We start from the raw sequence: 15,760 nt of genomic DNA on the forward strand, positions 1-15,760 counted from the left end.
TGGAGCACTCGAACACGCAACTGGAAGTTGGCAGATGCTGTGTATTTAAACCCAGAGCGCCCTGAAATTAAGAGCGCAACGGGCTAGCAACTGTAAGACAAGGTGACAGGTACCTTGACACGTACCGCGCTTGTAAAAAAGTGAGTCGCCGTAAGGGCGAAACCGCCAGCCGCCGTTACCGCAAAAACGGATATGTACTCAATCAACCAACAGCCTGGTCGGCCCAGAGGCCGCCAAGGATCAATGCGCCGTAACCCGCTGCCGCAACCCGGAATTACTGGGCGACAACGCCAACGCCAACTGCGTCCGGTTATGCATATGCGTCAACCGCAAAACCTGCGACACATACAACTTCACCGTGTTCTCGGTAATCCCCAACTCACAGGCCACCTGATAATTGGTATTCCCCTTGCCCACCAACCGGGCCACATCCAGTTGCCGCGGCGACAGCTGATTGAAAATCGCCGGCATCTCGACCGAGTCAGTCTCCATAACACCCGGGTCATGTCGGTCTACCGATTGCGGGCCGCGTCGCACCTTGTCCAGGTCCTGATACAGATCATCGATCGACTCGGACAAGTACTGAAGCTTCTGATTCAAGTGACCCAATTGCTGGTTCTTGTGCTTTTCCTGCAAGACCATTTCCTGACGCTGCAACCCTTCGAGCAGCTCATCCAGATCAATCGGCTTCTGGTAATAGTCGGCAATCCCGGCGCGCAACGCCTTGATCACGTCCTGCTTGTCGGCGCAGCCGGTGAGCATGATCGCTTCGAATGCACGATGCTTGCCCGACAGTCGTTGCAACTCCTCCACCAGCTGGATCCCGTCCATGCCAGGCATGTGCAGATCGCACAGCACCAGACCGATATCGAGGTCCTCCTTGAAACGCTCGATGGCCTGATGGCCGGACTCGCAAGGAACACAGCGGTAACCTTTGCTCTCCAGAAATTCACACAGTTCTTCAACGATCATTAGCGCATCGTCGACCACAAGGACTTTTACTGCCGAAGTAAACTTGTTCACGTGCAACTCCCTGTGAGGCCAAACATTGACCCGTCTTCACTGACAGCCACAGGCTGTACAACTACTGACTGAAAAATAGACTTAGTTTCCGGCGATGTACATACGAGTCATCTCTAATGGAACCACGCGAACGTCAGCATCAGGCCCACTAACACAAAGGGCGCAAATGGCTGCTTCTTTGACATTCCCGGTGCCAGGTAAAGAAGATGGCTTCTAAGCCCTTGACTCATATGAAGCCAGACTCTTGGCGCCAGCAGCAGCCAAAAAACACTGGCCAATCCGGCGCCGATAAACGTGCCCAATACATGTGTACCGTCCGTCGCAAGACCCAGTGCAGCCATCAGTTTTACGTCGCCGGCGCCCAAACGCCCCAGGGCATAGCCCGGCAAGGTGAACGCCAGCGCCAACAACAATGCCCAGCCACCCTGCTCTGCACCGGCCCCCAGCCAGGTTGTGCCGCTCCACAACAAATAAGTCAACGCCAACATCCCGGCCCCCAGGGTCAAGCTGTTGGCGATGTGGCGTTCCCGAGCATCCTGTGCTGCGCAGAGCGCCAGCCAGATCAGTAAGACAACACTCTGCATCTGCTAATAAACGTCCGTTTTGGCTGAATGATTCTATGATGATATTACCTAGTGATGGTCAGGGTAGACGCACTCATGAGAAACAGCCTCCCGCACAAACAAAAAGGTGCCGCCGCGATTGAGTTCGCTCTGGTGTTCATCGTTTTTTTTTCCGTGTTCTACGGCATTGTCAGTTACAGCCTGCCGATGTTGCTGATGCAATCATTCAACCAGTCGACCGCCGAAGCCGTCAGGCGCAGCGTTGCGCTGGACCCGACCACGCCCGATTACGCCAGCGCGCTGACGGCGCTGGCCACGGCGGAGCTGAAAAATCAATTGTCCTGGATTCCCCCCGCACTGGCATTCAATGCGGCCACCGACACCAGCACCACATTCGTGGGCGGCGTATTGAAAGTCAGCGTCAACTACCCGACCAGTAAAATTAACGCCGTTATCCCGTTTCTGAACCTGCCGGTTATCGGTCAAGTGCCCAACCTGCCGGCCACCCTGACAGCCAGTTCGAGCCTGCAATTTTGAGCGCTGGGGACAAGTTGTTCGGCCGTTTGCTCAACCGCTATCCGCAGCCCCGGCAGGAGCCGCCCGAGACGCAGCGGGTGCAGTGTTTCGGTTTGCAGGTCCAACTCAATGCCGAAGGCCGGGTCATGCAGTTGACCGGTCCATTGCGGCATCTGCTGGCACAGCGGGTCCCGAACGCCCGCGCGCCTCATCTGCTCGACTTGCTTTTACCCCACAGCAGCCTGGCCATCGAAGGCTCGCCCGCTGATTGGCAGGGCCAGAACCTGGACCTGGACTTCTACACCCTGAACGGTGCCCCGCTGCATCTGCGCGGCTGGGTACAACCCTTCGGCGATGCCTGGTTGTTGCAACTGCTGGACATCGGTGACCTGTTGCTGGAGCGCCGGCAATCGCACAACCGCGAGCAGTGCCAACGGCTGGCCATGCAAATCGCTGAGCAGTTGCGCCTGTGCAGCCTGACGCGCCTGCCGGACGTGCTGGCCGAGCAACTGCAAATCCTGGCGCAGCGTTTTCAGATTCCATGCCTTGCCCTGGCCTTGCCGGATGAGCAGGAACACGGCTGGCAGATTCAACAGCAGTACGCTGCGTTCGACGCCCCACAGCTCTGGCAAAACGGTCAGCGCCTGGGCACTGGCCTCGACAGTTTGAGCGGTTCTGCGCCGCAGTATCTGACCCTGCGCGAACACCCGCGCCTGCAAGGCACCTTCGGCAATGCTGACGGCTTCGCGGTGCCCTATCACGATGCGAACGGGGTGGTCGCCTGGTTGCTCTGCGGTTTCTATGCAGTACAACAACGCGCGCCGGATACTACCGAGCGCGACTGGCAGCAGCTGACAGCTGCGCTCGCCGCGCCTTTGCTTGAACGTCTGCGCGAACATCGACATCAGTTGCAGCTCGAGCGTCTTGAGTCGCTGCAAGCCCTGCTGGGCACCGGCTGGTGGGAAATGTTCAGCGACAGCGACGAGGTGCAGCTGGCCCCTTCGCTGGCCAATACGCTGAACCTGGGAACATCGCGTTTATCGGTGCAGGACTGGCTTGAACAGGTGTATCCCGCCGACCGCGAAGCGTTGCGCCGTCGCCTGCAAGACTTACGGGATGACGGCCTGTCCATGCTGCTGTGCGTGCGCCTGTATCGCCCCGACGATGGACCCGAACCGATCTGGTATCGCCTGCAAGGCCAGGCGCTGGGGTTGGGTAAAAGCCGTCGGCTGGTGGGTTTCATGCTCGACATCAGCGACATCAAGAATCAGGAGCAACGCGCCGCCGCCGCCCATGCGCGGCTGGACAACCTGATCGCCAGCTCTCCGGCGGTGATCTACGTGCAGCGTTACGTCGAAGGCGCGTTGCAACCGACGTTCTTCAGCGACAGCCTGCTGCCACTATTGGGCTGGAGCCTCGCCGATTGCGCACCCGATACGCTGGTGGACCGGGTTCACCCCGACGACCGCTCGCAGTACTTCGAACGCACCCGACTGTTGCTGCGCGAAGGTTCCGTGCGTGCCCGCTATCGCCTGCGCGACAGCCGTGGCGATTATCACTGGCTGCTCGACGAAGCCAAATTACTGCGTGATGACCTCGGCTTGCCGGTCGAAGCCGTGGGTCTGTGGCTGGATGTCACCGAAGCGACCCTGGCCGCGGAACAGGTCAAGCAAAGTGAAGAGCGCTACCGGATTCTGGTGGAAGACTCACCGGCGATGATCTGCCGCTACCGCCCGGACTTGACCCTGACGTTCGGCAACCGGCCGCTGGCCATGTACCTGGAACTGACGCCCGAGCAATTGCCGGGGATGAATCTGGGCAACTGGATGTCTCAGGCGCAGCGCGATGCCTTCACCCAACGGCTGAATCAGCTGAGCCCCGAGTTCCCGATCAGCACCGCCGAAATCAACCTGCAACTGCCCGGACGTGAACACGCGTGGTGGGTCTGGTCCGACCGCGGGGTGTTCGACGAGCAAGGTCAATTGCTGGAAATCCAGGCCGTGGGTCGTGACAACACGGAAGTACGGCGCTCGCAGCAGCAACTTACTCAAAGCGCGAAAATGGCCACGCTGGGCGAAATGGCCACCGGCCTGGCCCATGAGATCAATCAGCCGTTGAACGTGATGCGCATGGCCGTCGTCAACGTGCTCAAGCGCCTGAGCACTGGTGAGGTGCAGGTCGATTACCTGACCGACAAACTCAATCGCATCGACTCACAAGTGCAGCGTGCCGCGCGGGTGGTGGATCACATGCGGGTGTTCGGCCGCCGTTCGGAAATCGAGCAGCATCCGTTCAATCCGGCCCTGGCCATCGAAGGCACGCTGGCACTGCTGGCCGAGGGCATGCGTGGCAAAGGCGTCGACCTGCGGATCAGCGAGGCCGGTTTTGACGTGCAGGTGCGTGGCCACGTCGATCAACTGGAACAGGTGCTGATCAACCTGATGGTCAACGCTCGGGATGCCTTGCTCGGCAAACGCGAAGGCAACCCGGCGTTCAAACCCTGGATCTCGGTCAATGCCGAACGCGATGCCCAGGTTGTGCGGTTATGGGTCGAGGACAACGGTGGCGGTATCGATCCACGCCTGCTGGAAAGGATTTTCGAGCCATTCTTCACGACCAAACCGGTGGGGGTTGGTACCGGTTTGGGGCTGTCGGTCAGTTACGGCATCGTCGAAAACATGGGCGGCAAACTGAGCGTGATAAACGCCACCGAGGGTGCACGGTTTTGTATTGAGTTGCCGATTGTGGTGCTGGACTAGATCACCAGCGAAGGGCGTCCGGGCGGCTTGCAACTGAGATTGGCACCCACATCGACTTGGTTGAGGTTGATGCCAAGGTTGGACAGCAGGCCATCAAGAATGGGGTCGAGTATGGGGCTGAGCAAGGATTTGATCACACTTCCCAACGTACTTTGCACGCCGCTGAGAGTACTGGCCGCGACGCTCAGCAAGTTGCCCAGCAAACTTGAACCGGTGGGTTCATAGGCCTTTACTTGCACACCGCTCAAAGTCGCGTTCAGGCTACTGACAATACCGGTTGTACTCAGGCTGTATAACTGCGGCGGTTGCTTGATTTCCGGTGGTTGATGGTAGACATGGGTGCTCTGATTACCGGCGACAGATGTTTCGATTTTCACCCCCAGGCCTCCGCCGTAAAAAGGTTTACGACTCGCAGGATCGCAATGCTCCTGACCGAGGCCCAACAACGGAATGGTGCAGGTGATCGCGCCGACATCAATCAGGGCCAATGGCTGCACGCTGACATCGGCTGACGATGAAAAAGCGTTGGCCATATCGATATCTCCGACTTTCAACTTGACCAACGAAGTGTTGATTTGGGTGGTAAGGGTTTTGGTGGCATCGCTGGCACAGTTGTACCCCGTGACAAAACTATTGGCGCTTGCCACATCCAACGCGATATCGATGGATGAAGTAGCAAGGATTTCCAGGTCTGTACGCTCACAGGTACCGCCCAAGGCACAAAAAACCGAATTCAGTGCCTTCGCCAGATCCAGGCCCAGTACATCATTCAACACATCGGTCAGTCCGCCCACCAAGGAGGAGCTTTTGATTGCATTGGGCAGCCCGGAGATCAAACCCAGCACAGGCAAATCAAGCGACAGCAAAGTACGCACCTGAGCTGTGCGCACAAAGATCCGATTGGGATCATTGAGCTGTCCTGTGACCAGCGCCGGATTACCAATGGCCGACAACTGCGGCGGTTCGATGACTTTGACTTTGACGTCGACATTGCCCAGTCCCGGGACGTTCAACGGAATGCTGGCCACGGCCGCATTTTTGCTGTTGGCCAATTGTATAAAGGCCTCGACCAATTGAAACAGCTGCAAATTGGTGTTGAGTGCCGATGAAACCGTACCGGTTTGCACTTGCAACATTTGCCCCAGAACAATTGAAGTTCCGCCCGCCGCCGCCTTCAGCCCTGTCAGCCCGCTGACCGCCACACTGGTGGTTGGACCACTGGCCTGAAGTACAGTAATAGCTGTGTCGAGCAATTGGGTCATGCCGATACTTGTGTTCAACAACTGGGTGTAGTTGCCCGCGCTGACATTCACGTCGAGCGCCAATTGGTTCAGGTAATCCAGGAGGTTGATTTGGCTGTCGACCAACCCCTGCCACCCAGCGACACTCAAGTTAAGGCTACCGTCGAGCATCTGCCCCCACAACAGGTTCAACGCTGCCGACTTGCTGGAGTCGACAGTCAACGCCGTACTGCCGATGGTCAACATGGCCAGGGGCGGCAATACTGCCGGCGCGCTGACGGCCGTTGCGGAGAGTTGAGTGGTCAGATTCAAAGGCCCTGACCCCATCAACGCATAAATGCCCGCTGCGACACTGGTCGTTACCGTATGGGTCACGACTACGCGAATCGCTTCTTTTTTACTCGCATCGACTACAAAAGCGCGAAGGTTCTTGGTCCCTGTTTGCAGCGAGCCGCAGGCCGTATTCAGGGTCATGTCATCATTGGCGCTGTAACCGTTCCGGGTAGCGCTTTCTAGAGCGTAAGCCGCAGCACTTAATCCCGCTGACTGGCAATCGCCATTGCGGCTGACTGCCTCAAGTGCCGCGACATCCGCCAGCCGTTGCAAACTGCGCTGCTCCAGATAAAGCCTGCCGCTATCGACCACCAACAACATGAAGCCCAGGGCCGTGGTCAGGGTCAACGCGGCCATCAGGCCAATCGCGCCCTGTTGCCGGGCCGGACCGCGAAACTGCATACGGGAAGACATGGCGCACTCCTTTGCCGGCGCACAGCCGGGCGCAACCTCCGTGGGTGACAAGGAGTGTAGTCAAGGGTGATCGAGGTCGCTGGCAACTCGCCACTTCCGGCAATAAAAAACCCCCGGCGGCGAAACAGGGGGTCGAGAGGCGTTAAGGCTAGGATCTGCGCGGAGGATAGTTGGCCAGAATCCGCGTGACCGTTTCATGGATGGCCGTGCTGCGATCTGACGGATTCGGACTGCCACTGAGCATTTGCTCATCGCTGCCGCGCCACACCAGTTTGCCGTCCTTGCCGTCGAGCAGGTCGATCTGGATGGTCGCGACCTTGTAGGAAACCAGGCGGGTTTCGTTGTACATCGGCGCGCCATAGTAGCCATACCATGGGTTACCCCAGCCGCCGCCATAATTGGTGGTCACCTGTTGCTGGCGCTCTTCGACAATCAGGTAGGTCTGCACATTCAAGTCAGCCTTGGCGTCCGCGGCGGCTGGACGCAGACCACGCTGATCCAGTTGATCGGTCACCGCCTCGCGCACGCGTTGCTCGGTCAGGTCACTCTTGATCCGCGGATCATCGGGACGGTATTGCAGCGCGGGCTCTTTCCAGCTCCAGCTGTGATAAGCCGCGAAGTCACGGCTGGCGTCATAGTCGTGATTGACCTGGTTGGCGGCGCAGGCACTGAGCAGCGCAGCCACTGCCAGTAAAACGAAACGGCGAAGCATGATGATTCTCCGGTGGAAAGCAGAAACCTGCGAAATGCTTCTTATCTACAGAAGCTAACTGGGAGGATACGCCGACATGGCCTTTTCCACAGCCTCCCGAATGGCATCGGTGCGCTGGCTTTCGCTGCCCCGGTTGCTGGTTTCGGCACTGGAACTCCAGACCGGCTGACCGCTCTGGGCGTCATACATATCCACTTGCACCACGACGACCTCTTCCGAATACGTACGAATGACCGGCACGGCGGTGTACGCACCGTAACCATTGCCGTAGCGGTTGTAACCGCCATAACCGCCGTAATAGGCACCGCCGTAATAATCGTCCTGAGCCTGGCGCAAGCGGGTTTCCATGCGCAGGTCGGCACTGACGAACAGGTCGGCCGGGCGATTATCGTGCAACGGGCGCAAGCCACGTTGATCCAGCGCACTGCTGACCGCTTCGGCCACCTGCGCCGAGTCCGCCCAGGCCGTGCCCGCTGGCAGTTGCCCGTCGAGCCAGGCCCAGCTGCGGTAGCGTCCGTAGTCACGGGGCGCCGCCGGGTAGGCACTGCGGTCGAAGGTTTTGGCGGCCTGGGCCGGCGCCGGAGGCAAGGGGTTGGACGTGGCCACGTAAGGGTTGCTGCCCTGGCAAGCGGTCAACCCCAGACAGATCACCAACAACCCTGAACGACTTTTCATTTCGTGCTCCGATCAGACCGGCCGGCAAATCCAGTGCAAGTAACGCCCGAGCCCGGCAAAGCTCGGGTGACGACGGTGGGCCAGTTCCATTTCCAGCAAGTCCACCAACTCGGCGCGGGCCTGGAATTCCACCGGCATGTAATCGTGAAAAACCCGCACGCCACTCTGGGTTTCGACCTGCCACAAACCCTCAAGTTGCGCCGCCAGCTCGCGTGGATCAAGGGGCTGTTGCGGGGTCAGGCTCTGCTTTTCACCGGCCATGTCGTTCTTGCGCATCTTGCGGAAATGGCCCTTGAGCAAGTTGCGGTAAATCAATGCGTCGCGGTTGTAGAACGCGAGGGACAGCCAGCCGTCCGACTTGGTCAATTGATGCAGCACCGGCAAAATCGCATGGGGTTCAGCCAGCCATTCCAGCACCGCGTGGCACAGCACCAGATCGTAAGGTTCGGTGAGCTGGCCCAGCAGGTCTTGCCATGGCGCCTGGATAAACGTCGCCGTCTGCCCTGCGTCGGCGAAGCGTTGGCGAGCGCCTTCAAGCATCGGCTCGGCGGGCTCGGCGAGGGTCACCTGATGCCCGCGCTCGGCCAGCCACAACGACATGTGACCCAGGCCGGCGCCGATGTCCAGCACGCGCAGCGGTCGATCCGGCAGGGTTTCGGACAGGTCGGCCTGCAACACCGCGAGACGGATTGCACCTTTGGCGCCACCGTAGATTTTTTCGGCGAAACGGGTCGCCAACTGGTCGAAGTGACGGTCGCTCATCAGGTAAACCTCCGCTCGCTGTCCGCCAGTTTGCTGCGCACCACTTGCTCCATGTCCAGACCCAACTCGCTGCACAGCAACAACAGATACAGGACGATATCGCCGACTTCCTGCCCGGCGTGCGCGAGCTTGTCTGTCGGCAACTGGCGTGACTGCTCTTCGCTCAGCCACTGGAAAATTTCTACCAGCTCGGCCATCTCCACGCTCGCGGCCATGGCCAGGTTTTTCGGGCTGTGAAATTGCCGCCAGTCATTGCGATCACGGATGGCGTGCAGGCGTTCGGTCAGTTCAACAAGGTTCATCGGGCTCTCCTGAAGGCGTATAGCTTCGGGGGGATGACCGAGGATGGCAAGTGACAACGTTTAATGCCGGATGATCCGTCGCTTTCGCGAGCAAGCCCGCTCCCACAGGTACGGTGCAACCCTCTATGCTTGTGGGAACTCGGCAGCATGATCGACAGCCCAATACTCACTCTCTTTAATCAGGACGCTCACTCCATGCAGGTAGAAGGTTTTTCCGAATGGCTCGGCCAGGCACTTGGCTCGATCATCCGTTTCATCGTTGATGGCCTCAGTGGGTTGTTCAACTTGCTGAGCAATGCCAGCAGCAACTTTGTCGAAGGCTTGTCCAGCGCGTTGGGCATGGATACCTCGATTGTCAGCATCATTACCTTGATCCTCGGGCTGATCCTGCTGTGGTCGGCCATCCGCGCATTTCTCAATGCGTCGTTCATCATGGGCATCATCTGGTTGATGCTGGGGCTTTGGTTGCTCAGCTGGATCATCCACTAGCCCTGCACAATTACCTGTGGCGAGGGAGCTTGCTCCCGCTCGGCTGCGAAGCAGTCGCCTGCGGTCTGATGACAAAAAGGGCCGCTTCGCGCCCCAACGGGAGCAAGCTCCCTCACCACAATAGATCGCAGTATGCTCTCGATGTGTCGCTACAATGCCCGCTCCCCCAAGGAGCCTGCATGTCCAACCTGACCGCCGACTGGCGCGACCGCCCTACCCATCGCCGGGTCTGGGCGCTGGCCGCGCCGATGATTCTCTCGAACATTTCCGTACCGCTGGTGGCGCTGGTCGACAGTACCGTCATCGGTCACCTGCCCCACGCCCATCAACTTGGCGCCGTGGCGGTTGGCGCCAGCCTGTACACCTTCCTCGCCTGGGCCATGGGCTTTCTGCGCATGGGTTCCACCGGATTCGCGGCGCAAGCCGCCGGGCGCGGGGATGGCACGGCGTTAAGGCAAATTCTATTGCAAGGTTTGCTGCTGGCCATGGGACTGGCAATTGTATTGGGCGCGGTGGGCGTGCCGTTGAGCGGGGTCGCGTTGCACTTCATGCAACCTTCGGCAGAACTCGATCAGCTGACCCGCGAATTCTTTCACACCCGCTTGTTCGGACTGCCGGCGGCACTGGCCAGTTACGCGCTGGTCGGCTGGTTCCTCGGCACCCAGAATGCCCGGGCACCGCTGGCGATTTTGCTGAGCACCAACCTGGTCAACATTGCCCTGAACCTGTGGTTCGTCCTTGGCCTGGAATGGGGTGTGGTCGGCGCCGCCCGGGCCTCGGTGATTGCCGAATGGACCGGTGCACTGATCGGCCTGTTGATGACCCGCAAGGCCTTGCGCGCCTACCCCGGGCATATCGTCTGGGCGGCATTGGCGGTATGGCAGAGTTGGCGTCCACTGCTGGCGGTCAACCGCGACATCTTCATTCGTAGCCTGGCGCTGCAATCGGTGTTTTTCCTGATCACCGTGCAAGGCGCGCGACTGGGCGATGCCACGGTCGCCGCCAACGCCCTTTTGCTCAATGGCCTGCTGCTGACCGCCCACGCCCTCGATGGTCTGGCCCATGCGGTGGAAGCGCTGTGCGGGCACGCCATCGGCGCCCGTGATCGCGATGCCCTGCGCCGTTCATTGGTGGTGGCGTGCGGTTGGTCGTTATTGGCGAGCCTGGGGTTTGCAGTGCTGTTTCTGTTCGCCGGGCATCTGTTCATCGAGATGCAGACCGACATTCAAAGCGTGCGCGACACCGCGTTCATCTACCTGCCTTACCTGGCGGCACTGCCGATGATTGCGGTCTGGAGTTACCTGCTCGACGGCCTGTTCATCGGCGCCACCCGCGCCCGGGAAATGCGCAACGGCATGCTGCTGACGGTGGCGCTGGTGGTGCCGTTCGGCTGGTTGCTGCAAGACCGGGGCAACCACGGCCTGTGGATAACCTTCCTGTTGTTCATGTTACTGCGCAGCCTGACGCTCGGCGTGATCGCCTGGCGCCTGCGTCGCAACGATGGCTGGTTCACCCGCGCCACTCACTGATCGCGCTGCCACAGGCGGCGCAGATTATCGAGTCGTTCCTGCTGAGTCAGCCCCGACAGCGGCGGCTCAGGCACGGCGTCGGGATGCTGCAATCGTAGCCATAACCAGTCATCGAGCACCGCACGCTCGCTGAAACCCAACACCAACCCCTCCTGCAGTTTGGCCCACAGATCGGGATACTCAGTGGCGGTGGATCGGCTCCAGCACCAGGCATGTTGTTCGAGCAGGCACAGTTGAAGTTTTTCCTGTTGCCCGGCGCTGAGGTCTTCTTCAACGGCCAACGACCTCACCGTCAATCCGGGGTTTTGCAAACGTTGCCAACCTTCACAGCCAATTGCCCGGTCAGCCCAGGTTCCGCCGAACCAGCGCAACTGGCTGATCGGCCCCAGCCAGCGACTCAGCTCTGCGGCATCACAAGCGTCGAAAAAGTAGCTCGCGGTATTCGGGTTGAAGTAGCTCAGCATGGCCCGGTGCAGGCCGAACGTGACGGTCAGCATGCGCCGCAGATGGGCCAGCAATAACGGGGTCGATGTGTCACTGGCAATCAGCAACCCGCGCCAGCGCCGCCCGTCCACGCGGTACAAATCAGCCAGGGCCGGGCATGTCCGCAGATCGACGAGTAGCGGTCCCTGCGCCTTTTGCGCCTGCCATTCCGTGCCCTCGAACAACCAGAACCAGCGCGCCTGCCCGAACGCCTGTTGCAGCACGTCTACCGCCGGTGACGCGGCCATTGCCTCAAGCAACAACCATTGCGCAGGCGAGTCAGGCGTGGACGGGGCCGCGATCATACGCCACCGCTCTGGCCGAACCGTGTCGCCGCCCGGCAGGTACAGAGCACCTGCGCACAATGATTGAAGCTGCCGCCACCGGGCAGCAGACACAGCAACATCAATGGCTCACCGGAGCGTAACCATTGCGGCAGTCCTACCTCATCTGCAGCGTCCGGGGATGACACGCAATCGACTATTTCTTCCGTAGCGTTTGGTATATGCAGCAGTCCGGTGATCAGGGGTTGATCCGGATCACCTTCGATAAAACTCACGACCAGTTCAGTACCCTCTCGCAACGGCGCGACAGCGCTGGCCTGAAGTTGTGCGTCCAGCGCCAGCCAGCAATGGCTGGGCACCGCGCCCTCTCCCTGATAGAGCCAGTCGAACTGCACCGGCACCGGCCTGCCCCGGTCGGGGAGCGGCTCATCGACATCGACCACCCACGCGCGTTGCAGGCTGTGCATCCGTGGCTTGACGGCCGGACACGGCGGCTCGAAGGACGCCGTCCAGTGAAGGGCCCGGACCTGATTGTGATAAGGCATTGCCAGATCCTGACTGCCCTGATGGCTGATATGAGTCAGCAACCAAAGGTGATTACACTCCGAGTCCGGGTGACCCGACAGCGGCATCAACTGGCCGCTGCGCAAGGTTGTCAGGTCCGTAAGACACTCTGCCGATTGCACTGCCGACTGAGCGCATCGCTGATGCTCGAACTGACGCACGGCCGGTGGTCCACCTTCGACCCGGAACATCACAGGCTCGCCCAACGGAAAATGCCGTTGATCATCGCTGAACACCATGCAATGCCGACAAGCCTGATGTTCGAAACGGTAATGCAGCCGTTCTTCGGCGCACAGCCGTTGGAGAAACTGCAGATCCGACTCCCGAAACTGCGTGCAGAAATCCCGGGGCGGGTAATCACCGCTCAATTCGAAACGCCGTGAGGCGCCGACGATACCGTGCTCCCTGAGGACCTGATCGAGAATCTCCGGCACTGGCCGACCGCTGAAAATTCGCTGACTGAAGCGCTGGGCCAGACAGGTCAACCTGGGGCCCACACGCACCTGACAAAGCCTGCTCCCTGCGCCGTGATCGCGCTGGACGATTTCGTGCAATTGACCATGGATACAACTATCCGCAGGCCCGACATGCAAAGTGGCCGAACGGTACAACAGGCTGGCGAGGTCAAGCGTCGGGTCATCGATCAGCAGTTCCATGTCGAACACAAACGGTTCGCTGATGGCTTCGCTACCGGTAAAGGCCAAGACTTCGAAGGCGTCGGGCAGTCCTGCTACATCCAGACGAAATGAAGGCTCGCTGACTGGATCGAACATCGCGTTTCTCTACAGGAGGGGCGGCCGGGGATTCTCGCCGAGAGGCATGGCCGAGTAGAGAGCTGAAACACAACTTAGGAAATGACCTACGCGAAAAGAAGACCAAATGGCCTGGATCGCCGAGGACGTGGGAAATTTCGCGGTGGATAAGAGAGTCGCCGCACCAGGTCATCTGAAATTTCCGCAGCAGACGGTAAATTTTCAGACGACCTGATGAGCGTGAGACTTACCTCAAGAAGACAGGTAAGACGAACGGGTCAGGCCCAAACGCAAGGCATCGAGGAACTGGGTGCGCTCGGAGGCACTGATGCGGGCGCTGGCGCACTTGTCACGGTAGTGGGTCATCAGCTCTTCCGGCGACAAGTGCACGTAACGCAGCATGTCTTCGATGGTGTCGTGGGTTTCGATACCGGCGTGGTACACGCTGCCGTCGGCGTTCTGGTAGATGTTCACCGAGTCGGTGTCACCGAACAGGTTGTGCATGTCACCGAGAATTTCCTGATACGCGCCGACCAGGAACACACCCAACAGGTAGTCCTCGCCTTCCTTCAGGGCATGCACCGGCAAACTGGTCTCGATGCTCTGCTCGTCGACGTACTGGTTGATCTTGCCGTCGGAGTCGCAGGTCAGGTCTTGCAGTACCGCGCGACGCAGCGGCTCTTCGTCGAGACGGTGCAGCGGGATGATCGGCAGGACCTGGTCGATGGCCCAGGTGTCCGGCAGGCTCTGGAACACCGAGAAGTTGCAGATGTACTTGTCGGCCAGCTTGTCGTTGAGTTCGTCCAGCACCTGACGGTGGGAACGCTGACGCGCCTTCAACGAGTTGTGCAGGCGACGGCACACGGCGAAGTAGCACTGCTCGGCCAGGGCTTTCTCGGCCAGGGTCAGCTTGCCGTCGGCGTACTGGGAAGCAATGTCACTCATGTAGTGCGTGGCGCGCCAGTAGGTTTCGGTGACCATCTCGATGTCGGTCGGACCCAGCAGGTCTACCAGCCATTGTACGGTTTCCGGCAGCGACTCCTTGTTCTCGATCTGCGGCACGTCGTCGTTGTGTTTCTCAACGTCGGTCACCTGGATCACCAGCATCGCGTGGTGCGCGGTCAGGGAACGGCCGCTTTCTGAGAAGATGTTCGGGTGCGGCAGGCTCTGTGCATCACAGAATTCCTTGAGCATCCCGACCACGACACCGGCGTAATCATCCATGTCGTAGTTGATCGAACTGGCGTTACGCGAATGCGTGCCGTCGTAGTCCACGCCCAGGCCACCGCCGACGTCGATGTGATCCACCGGCAGACCGAGGTTGCGCAGTTCGCCGTAGTAACGGATCGCTTCCTTGAAGCCGTGCTGGTAGTCCGCCAGGTTGGCAATTTGCGAACCCATGTGGAAGTGCAGCAGGCGAATGCCTTGGTCCAGACCGGCTGCGCGGAAACGCTCGACCACCGACAGCAGTTGCGCCGCCGACAGACCGAACTTGGATTTCTCGCCGCCGGTGTCCGCCCACTTGCTCGAGGCCAGGGACGACAGACGCACGCGCAGACCGACCTGTGGCTTGACCTTCAGCGAGGCCGCTTCTTCGATCACCAGGCCGACTTCGGATTCTTTCTCGATCACGATGAACACGTTGTGGCCGAGCTTCTGGCCCATCAGCGCCAGACGAATGAACTCGCGGTCCTTGTAGCCGTTGCAGACGATGGTGCCGCCCTTCGGCGCCAGTGCCAGCACCGCCAGCAGCTCAGGCTTGGAGCCGGCTTCCAGACCGATGGACACGTTCTGGGTGGCGATGATGTTCTCGATCACCGCCTCCTGCTGGTTCACCTTGATCGGGTACAGCGCGGTGTACTTGCTCTGGTATTCCAGACGCTCGATGTTGGCGTCGAATGCGCCGGTCAGCTGACGCACGCGGTCTTGCAGAATGTCGGGGAAGCGCACCAGCAACGGCAAGGACAGGCCGCTTTTGCGCAGCTGGTCGACTTGCTCGAACAGGTCGATAGGCGAACTGCTCGGCCCGTTCGGACGAACTTCGACGCGACCGGCGTCATTGATCGCGAAATACCCGGCCCCCCAATGGCGAATCCCGTAAACACTGCGGCTGTCCGCAACTGTCCATTGGCTGCCATCGTCTTTGCGTGTGCGTCGTACGGACATCGAAGTCCCCTATAAAGAAGTCATAGTGCGTCGCCTGGGTTCAGGCCGGCGCAGTCTAAAGAATGAAAATGACGGTTCGTCAACGGGGCAATAGACCCCGCCGACCGCAGTGAGTTTAGATACCGGTCATGAACAGGCTCTGTGAAAACCATGTAGACGATGCCGGACCTGAATGTCATCAGGACCGGATCAA

Annotated in this window: 14 protein-coding genes; 4 read left to right on the forward strand and 10 right to left on the reverse strand. The window is 59.8% G+C overall.

The genetic code is table 11. The features are described from left to right. Positions 1-240: 240 nt before the first annotated feature. Both CKW19_RS01570 and CKW19_RS01575 read right to left on the reverse strand, forming a co-directional pair. Positions 241-1,023, reverse strand: a complete 783-nt coding sequence (locus CKW19_RS01570) for a response regulator transcription factor (RefSeq protein WP_095056259.1) — start codon at positions 1,021-1,023, stop codon at positions 241-243. 113 nt (positions 1,024-1,136) lie between these two features. Next, positions 1,137-1,607 (reverse strand): prepilin peptidase, encoded by a 471-nt coding sequence (locus CKW19_RS01575; protein WP_095056260.1) that lies wholly within the window; start codon positions 1,605-1,607, stop codon positions 1,137-1,139. A 75-nt stretch (positions 1,608-1,682) separates the two neighbouring features. Between CKW19_RS01575 and CKW19_RS01580 the strand changes: the two genes are divergently transcribed. Both CKW19_RS01580 and CKW19_RS01585 read left to right on the forward strand, forming a co-directional pair. Beyond that, positions 1,683-2,123, forward strand: a complete 441-nt coding sequence (locus CKW19_RS01580) for a TadE/TadG family type IV pilus assembly protein (RefSeq protein ID WP_095056261.1) — start codon at positions 1,683-1,685, stop codon at positions 2,121-2,123. Then, positions 2,120-4,861 (forward strand): ATP-binding protein, encoded by a 2,742-nt coding sequence (locus CKW19_RS01585; protein WP_095056262.1) that lies wholly within the window; start codon positions 2,120-2,122, stop codon positions 4,859-4,861. The genes CKW19_RS01580 and CKW19_RS01585 overlap by 4 nt, the downstream gene beginning before the upstream one ends. Here CKW19_RS01585 and CKW19_RS01590 read toward each other — a convergent pair. The 5 genes from CKW19_RS01590 to CKW19_RS01610 form a co-directional block, all read right to left on the reverse strand. Next, a complete protein-coding gene (locus CKW19_RS01590) occupies positions 4,858-6,849 on the reverse strand; it encodes a pilus assembly protein TadG-related protein (protein WP_095056263.1) in 1,992 nt (663 codons plus the stop codon). The genes CKW19_RS01585 and CKW19_RS01590 overlap by 4 nt on opposite strands. Positions 6,850-6,997: 148 nt before the next feature. Then, positions 6,998-7,561: a DUF4136 domain-containing protein gene (locus tag CKW19_RS01595; RefSeq protein WP_095056264.1), complete on the reverse strand. Its 564-nt coding sequence runs from the start codon at positions 7,559-7,561 to the stop codon at positions 6,998-7,000. 54 nt (positions 7,562-7,615) lie between these two features. Next, on the reverse strand, positions 7,616-8,236 hold the full coding sequence (locus tag CKW19_RS01600) for a DUF4136 domain-containing protein (RefSeq protein WP_095056265.1): 621 nt from the start codon (positions 8,234-8,236) through the stop codon (positions 7,616-7,618). A gap of 12 nt (positions 8,237-8,248) precedes the next feature. Next, positions 8,249-8,998 (reverse strand): methyltransferase domain-containing protein, encoded by a 750-nt coding sequence (locus CKW19_RS01605; RefSeq protein ID WP_095056266.1) that lies wholly within the window; start codon positions 8,996-8,998, stop codon positions 8,249-8,251. Beyond that, positions 8,998-9,300, reverse strand: a complete 303-nt coding sequence (locus CKW19_RS01610; RefSeq protein WP_095056267.1) for a MazG-like family protein — start codon at positions 9,298-9,300, stop codon at positions 8,998-9,000. The genes CKW19_RS01605 and CKW19_RS01610 overlap by 1 nt, the downstream gene beginning before the upstream one ends. A 195-nt stretch (positions 9,301-9,495) precedes the next feature. Here CKW19_RS01610 and CKW19_RS01615 point away from each other — a divergent pair, with 195 nt between their 5' ends. Beyond that, positions 9,496-9,789, forward strand: coding sequence for a hypothetical protein (locus tag CKW19_RS01615; RefSeq protein ID WP_095056268.1), 294 nt, complete (start codon positions 9,496-9,498; stop codon positions 9,787-9,789). 179 nt (positions 9,790-9,968) lie between these two features. After that, positions 9,969-11,318 carry an MATE family efflux transporter gene (locus tag CKW19_RS01620; protein ID WP_095056269.1) on the forward strand — a complete coding sequence of 450 codons (1,350 nt, stop codon included), beginning with the start codon at positions 9,969-9,971 and terminating at the stop codon, positions 11,316-11,318. Here CKW19_RS01620 and CKW19_RS01625 read toward each other — a convergent pair. From CKW19_RS01625 to speA, 3 genes are all read right to left on the reverse strand, one after another. Then, entirely contained in the window at positions 11,312-12,103 is a 792-nt protein-coding gene (locus CKW19_RS01625) for a DUF4123 domain-containing protein (RefSeq protein WP_371856335.1), read from the reverse strand. The genes CKW19_RS01620 and CKW19_RS01625 overlap by 7 nt on opposite strands. Further along, positions 12,103-13,422 (reverse strand): type VI secretion system Vgr family protein, encoded by a 1,320-nt coding sequence (locus tag CKW19_RS01630; protein ID WP_095056271.1) that lies wholly within the window; start codon positions 13,420-13,422, stop codon positions 12,103-12,105. Before CKW19_RS01630 ends, CKW19_RS01625 begins: the two co-directional genes overlap by 1 nt. Positions 13,423-13,653: 231 nt before the next feature. Next, positions 13,654-15,567, reverse strand: a complete 1,914-nt coding sequence (gene speA / locus CKW19_RS01635) for an arginine decarboxylase (RefSeq protein ID WP_095056272.1) — start codon at positions 15,565-15,567, stop codon at positions 13,654-13,656. Between the last annotated feature and the right edge of the window lie 193 nt (positions 15,568-15,760).

It is taken from the genome of Pseudomonas sp. Irchel s3f7, assembly GCF_900187615.1.
In the GTDB taxonomy this organism is placed as follows: Bacteria; Pseudomonadota; Gammaproteobacteria; order Pseudomonadales; family Pseudomonadaceae; genus Aquipseudomonas.

Excerpts from the sequence above, each read along its gene's own strand:
- CKW19_RS01575 (WP_095056260.1), bottom strand. The coding sequence starts at position 1,607 with ATGCAGAGTGTTGTCTTACTGATCTGGCTGGCGCTCTGCGCAGCACAG.
- CKW19_RS01580 (WP_095056261.1), top strand. The coding sequence starts at position 1,683 with ATGAGAAACAGCCTCCCGCACAAACAAAAAGGTGCCGCCGCGATTGAG.
- CKW19_RS01590 (WP_095056263.1), bottom strand. The coding sequence starts at position 6,849 with ATGTCTTCCCGTATGCAGTTTCGCGGTCCGGCCCGGCAACAGGGCGCG.
- CKW19_RS01595 (WP_095056264.1), bottom strand. The coding sequence starts at position 7,561 with ATGCTTCGCCGTTTCGTTTTACTGGCAGTGGCTGCGCTGCTCAGTGCC.
- CKW19_RS01600 (WP_095056265.1), bottom strand. The coding sequence starts at position 8,236 with ATGAAAAGTCGTTCAGGGTTGTTGGTGATCTGTCTGGGGTTGACCGCT.
- CKW19_RS01605 (WP_095056266.1), bottom strand. The coding sequence starts at position 8,998 with ATGAGCGACCGTCACTTCGACCAGTTGGCGACCCGTTTCGCCGAAAAA.
- CKW19_RS01610 (WP_095056267.1), bottom strand. The coding sequence starts at position 9,300 with ATGAACCTTGTTGAACTGACCGAACGCCTGCACGCCATCCGTGATCGC.
- CKW19_RS01615 (WP_095056268.1), top strand. The coding sequence starts at position 9,496 with ATGCAGGTAGAAGGTTTTTCCGAATGGCTCGGCCAGGCACTTGGCTCG.
- CKW19_RS01620 (WP_095056269.1), top strand. The coding sequence starts at position 9,969 with ATGTCCAACCTGACCGCCGACTGGCGCGACCGCCCTACCCATCGCCGG.
- CKW19_RS01630 (WP_095056271.1), bottom strand. The coding sequence starts at position 13,422 with ATGTTCGATCCAGTCAGCGAGCCTTCATTTCGTCTGGATGTAGCAGGA.
- speA (WP_095056272.1), bottom strand. The coding sequence starts at position 15,567 with ATGTCCGTACGACGCACACGCAAAGACGATGGCAGCCAATGGACAGTT.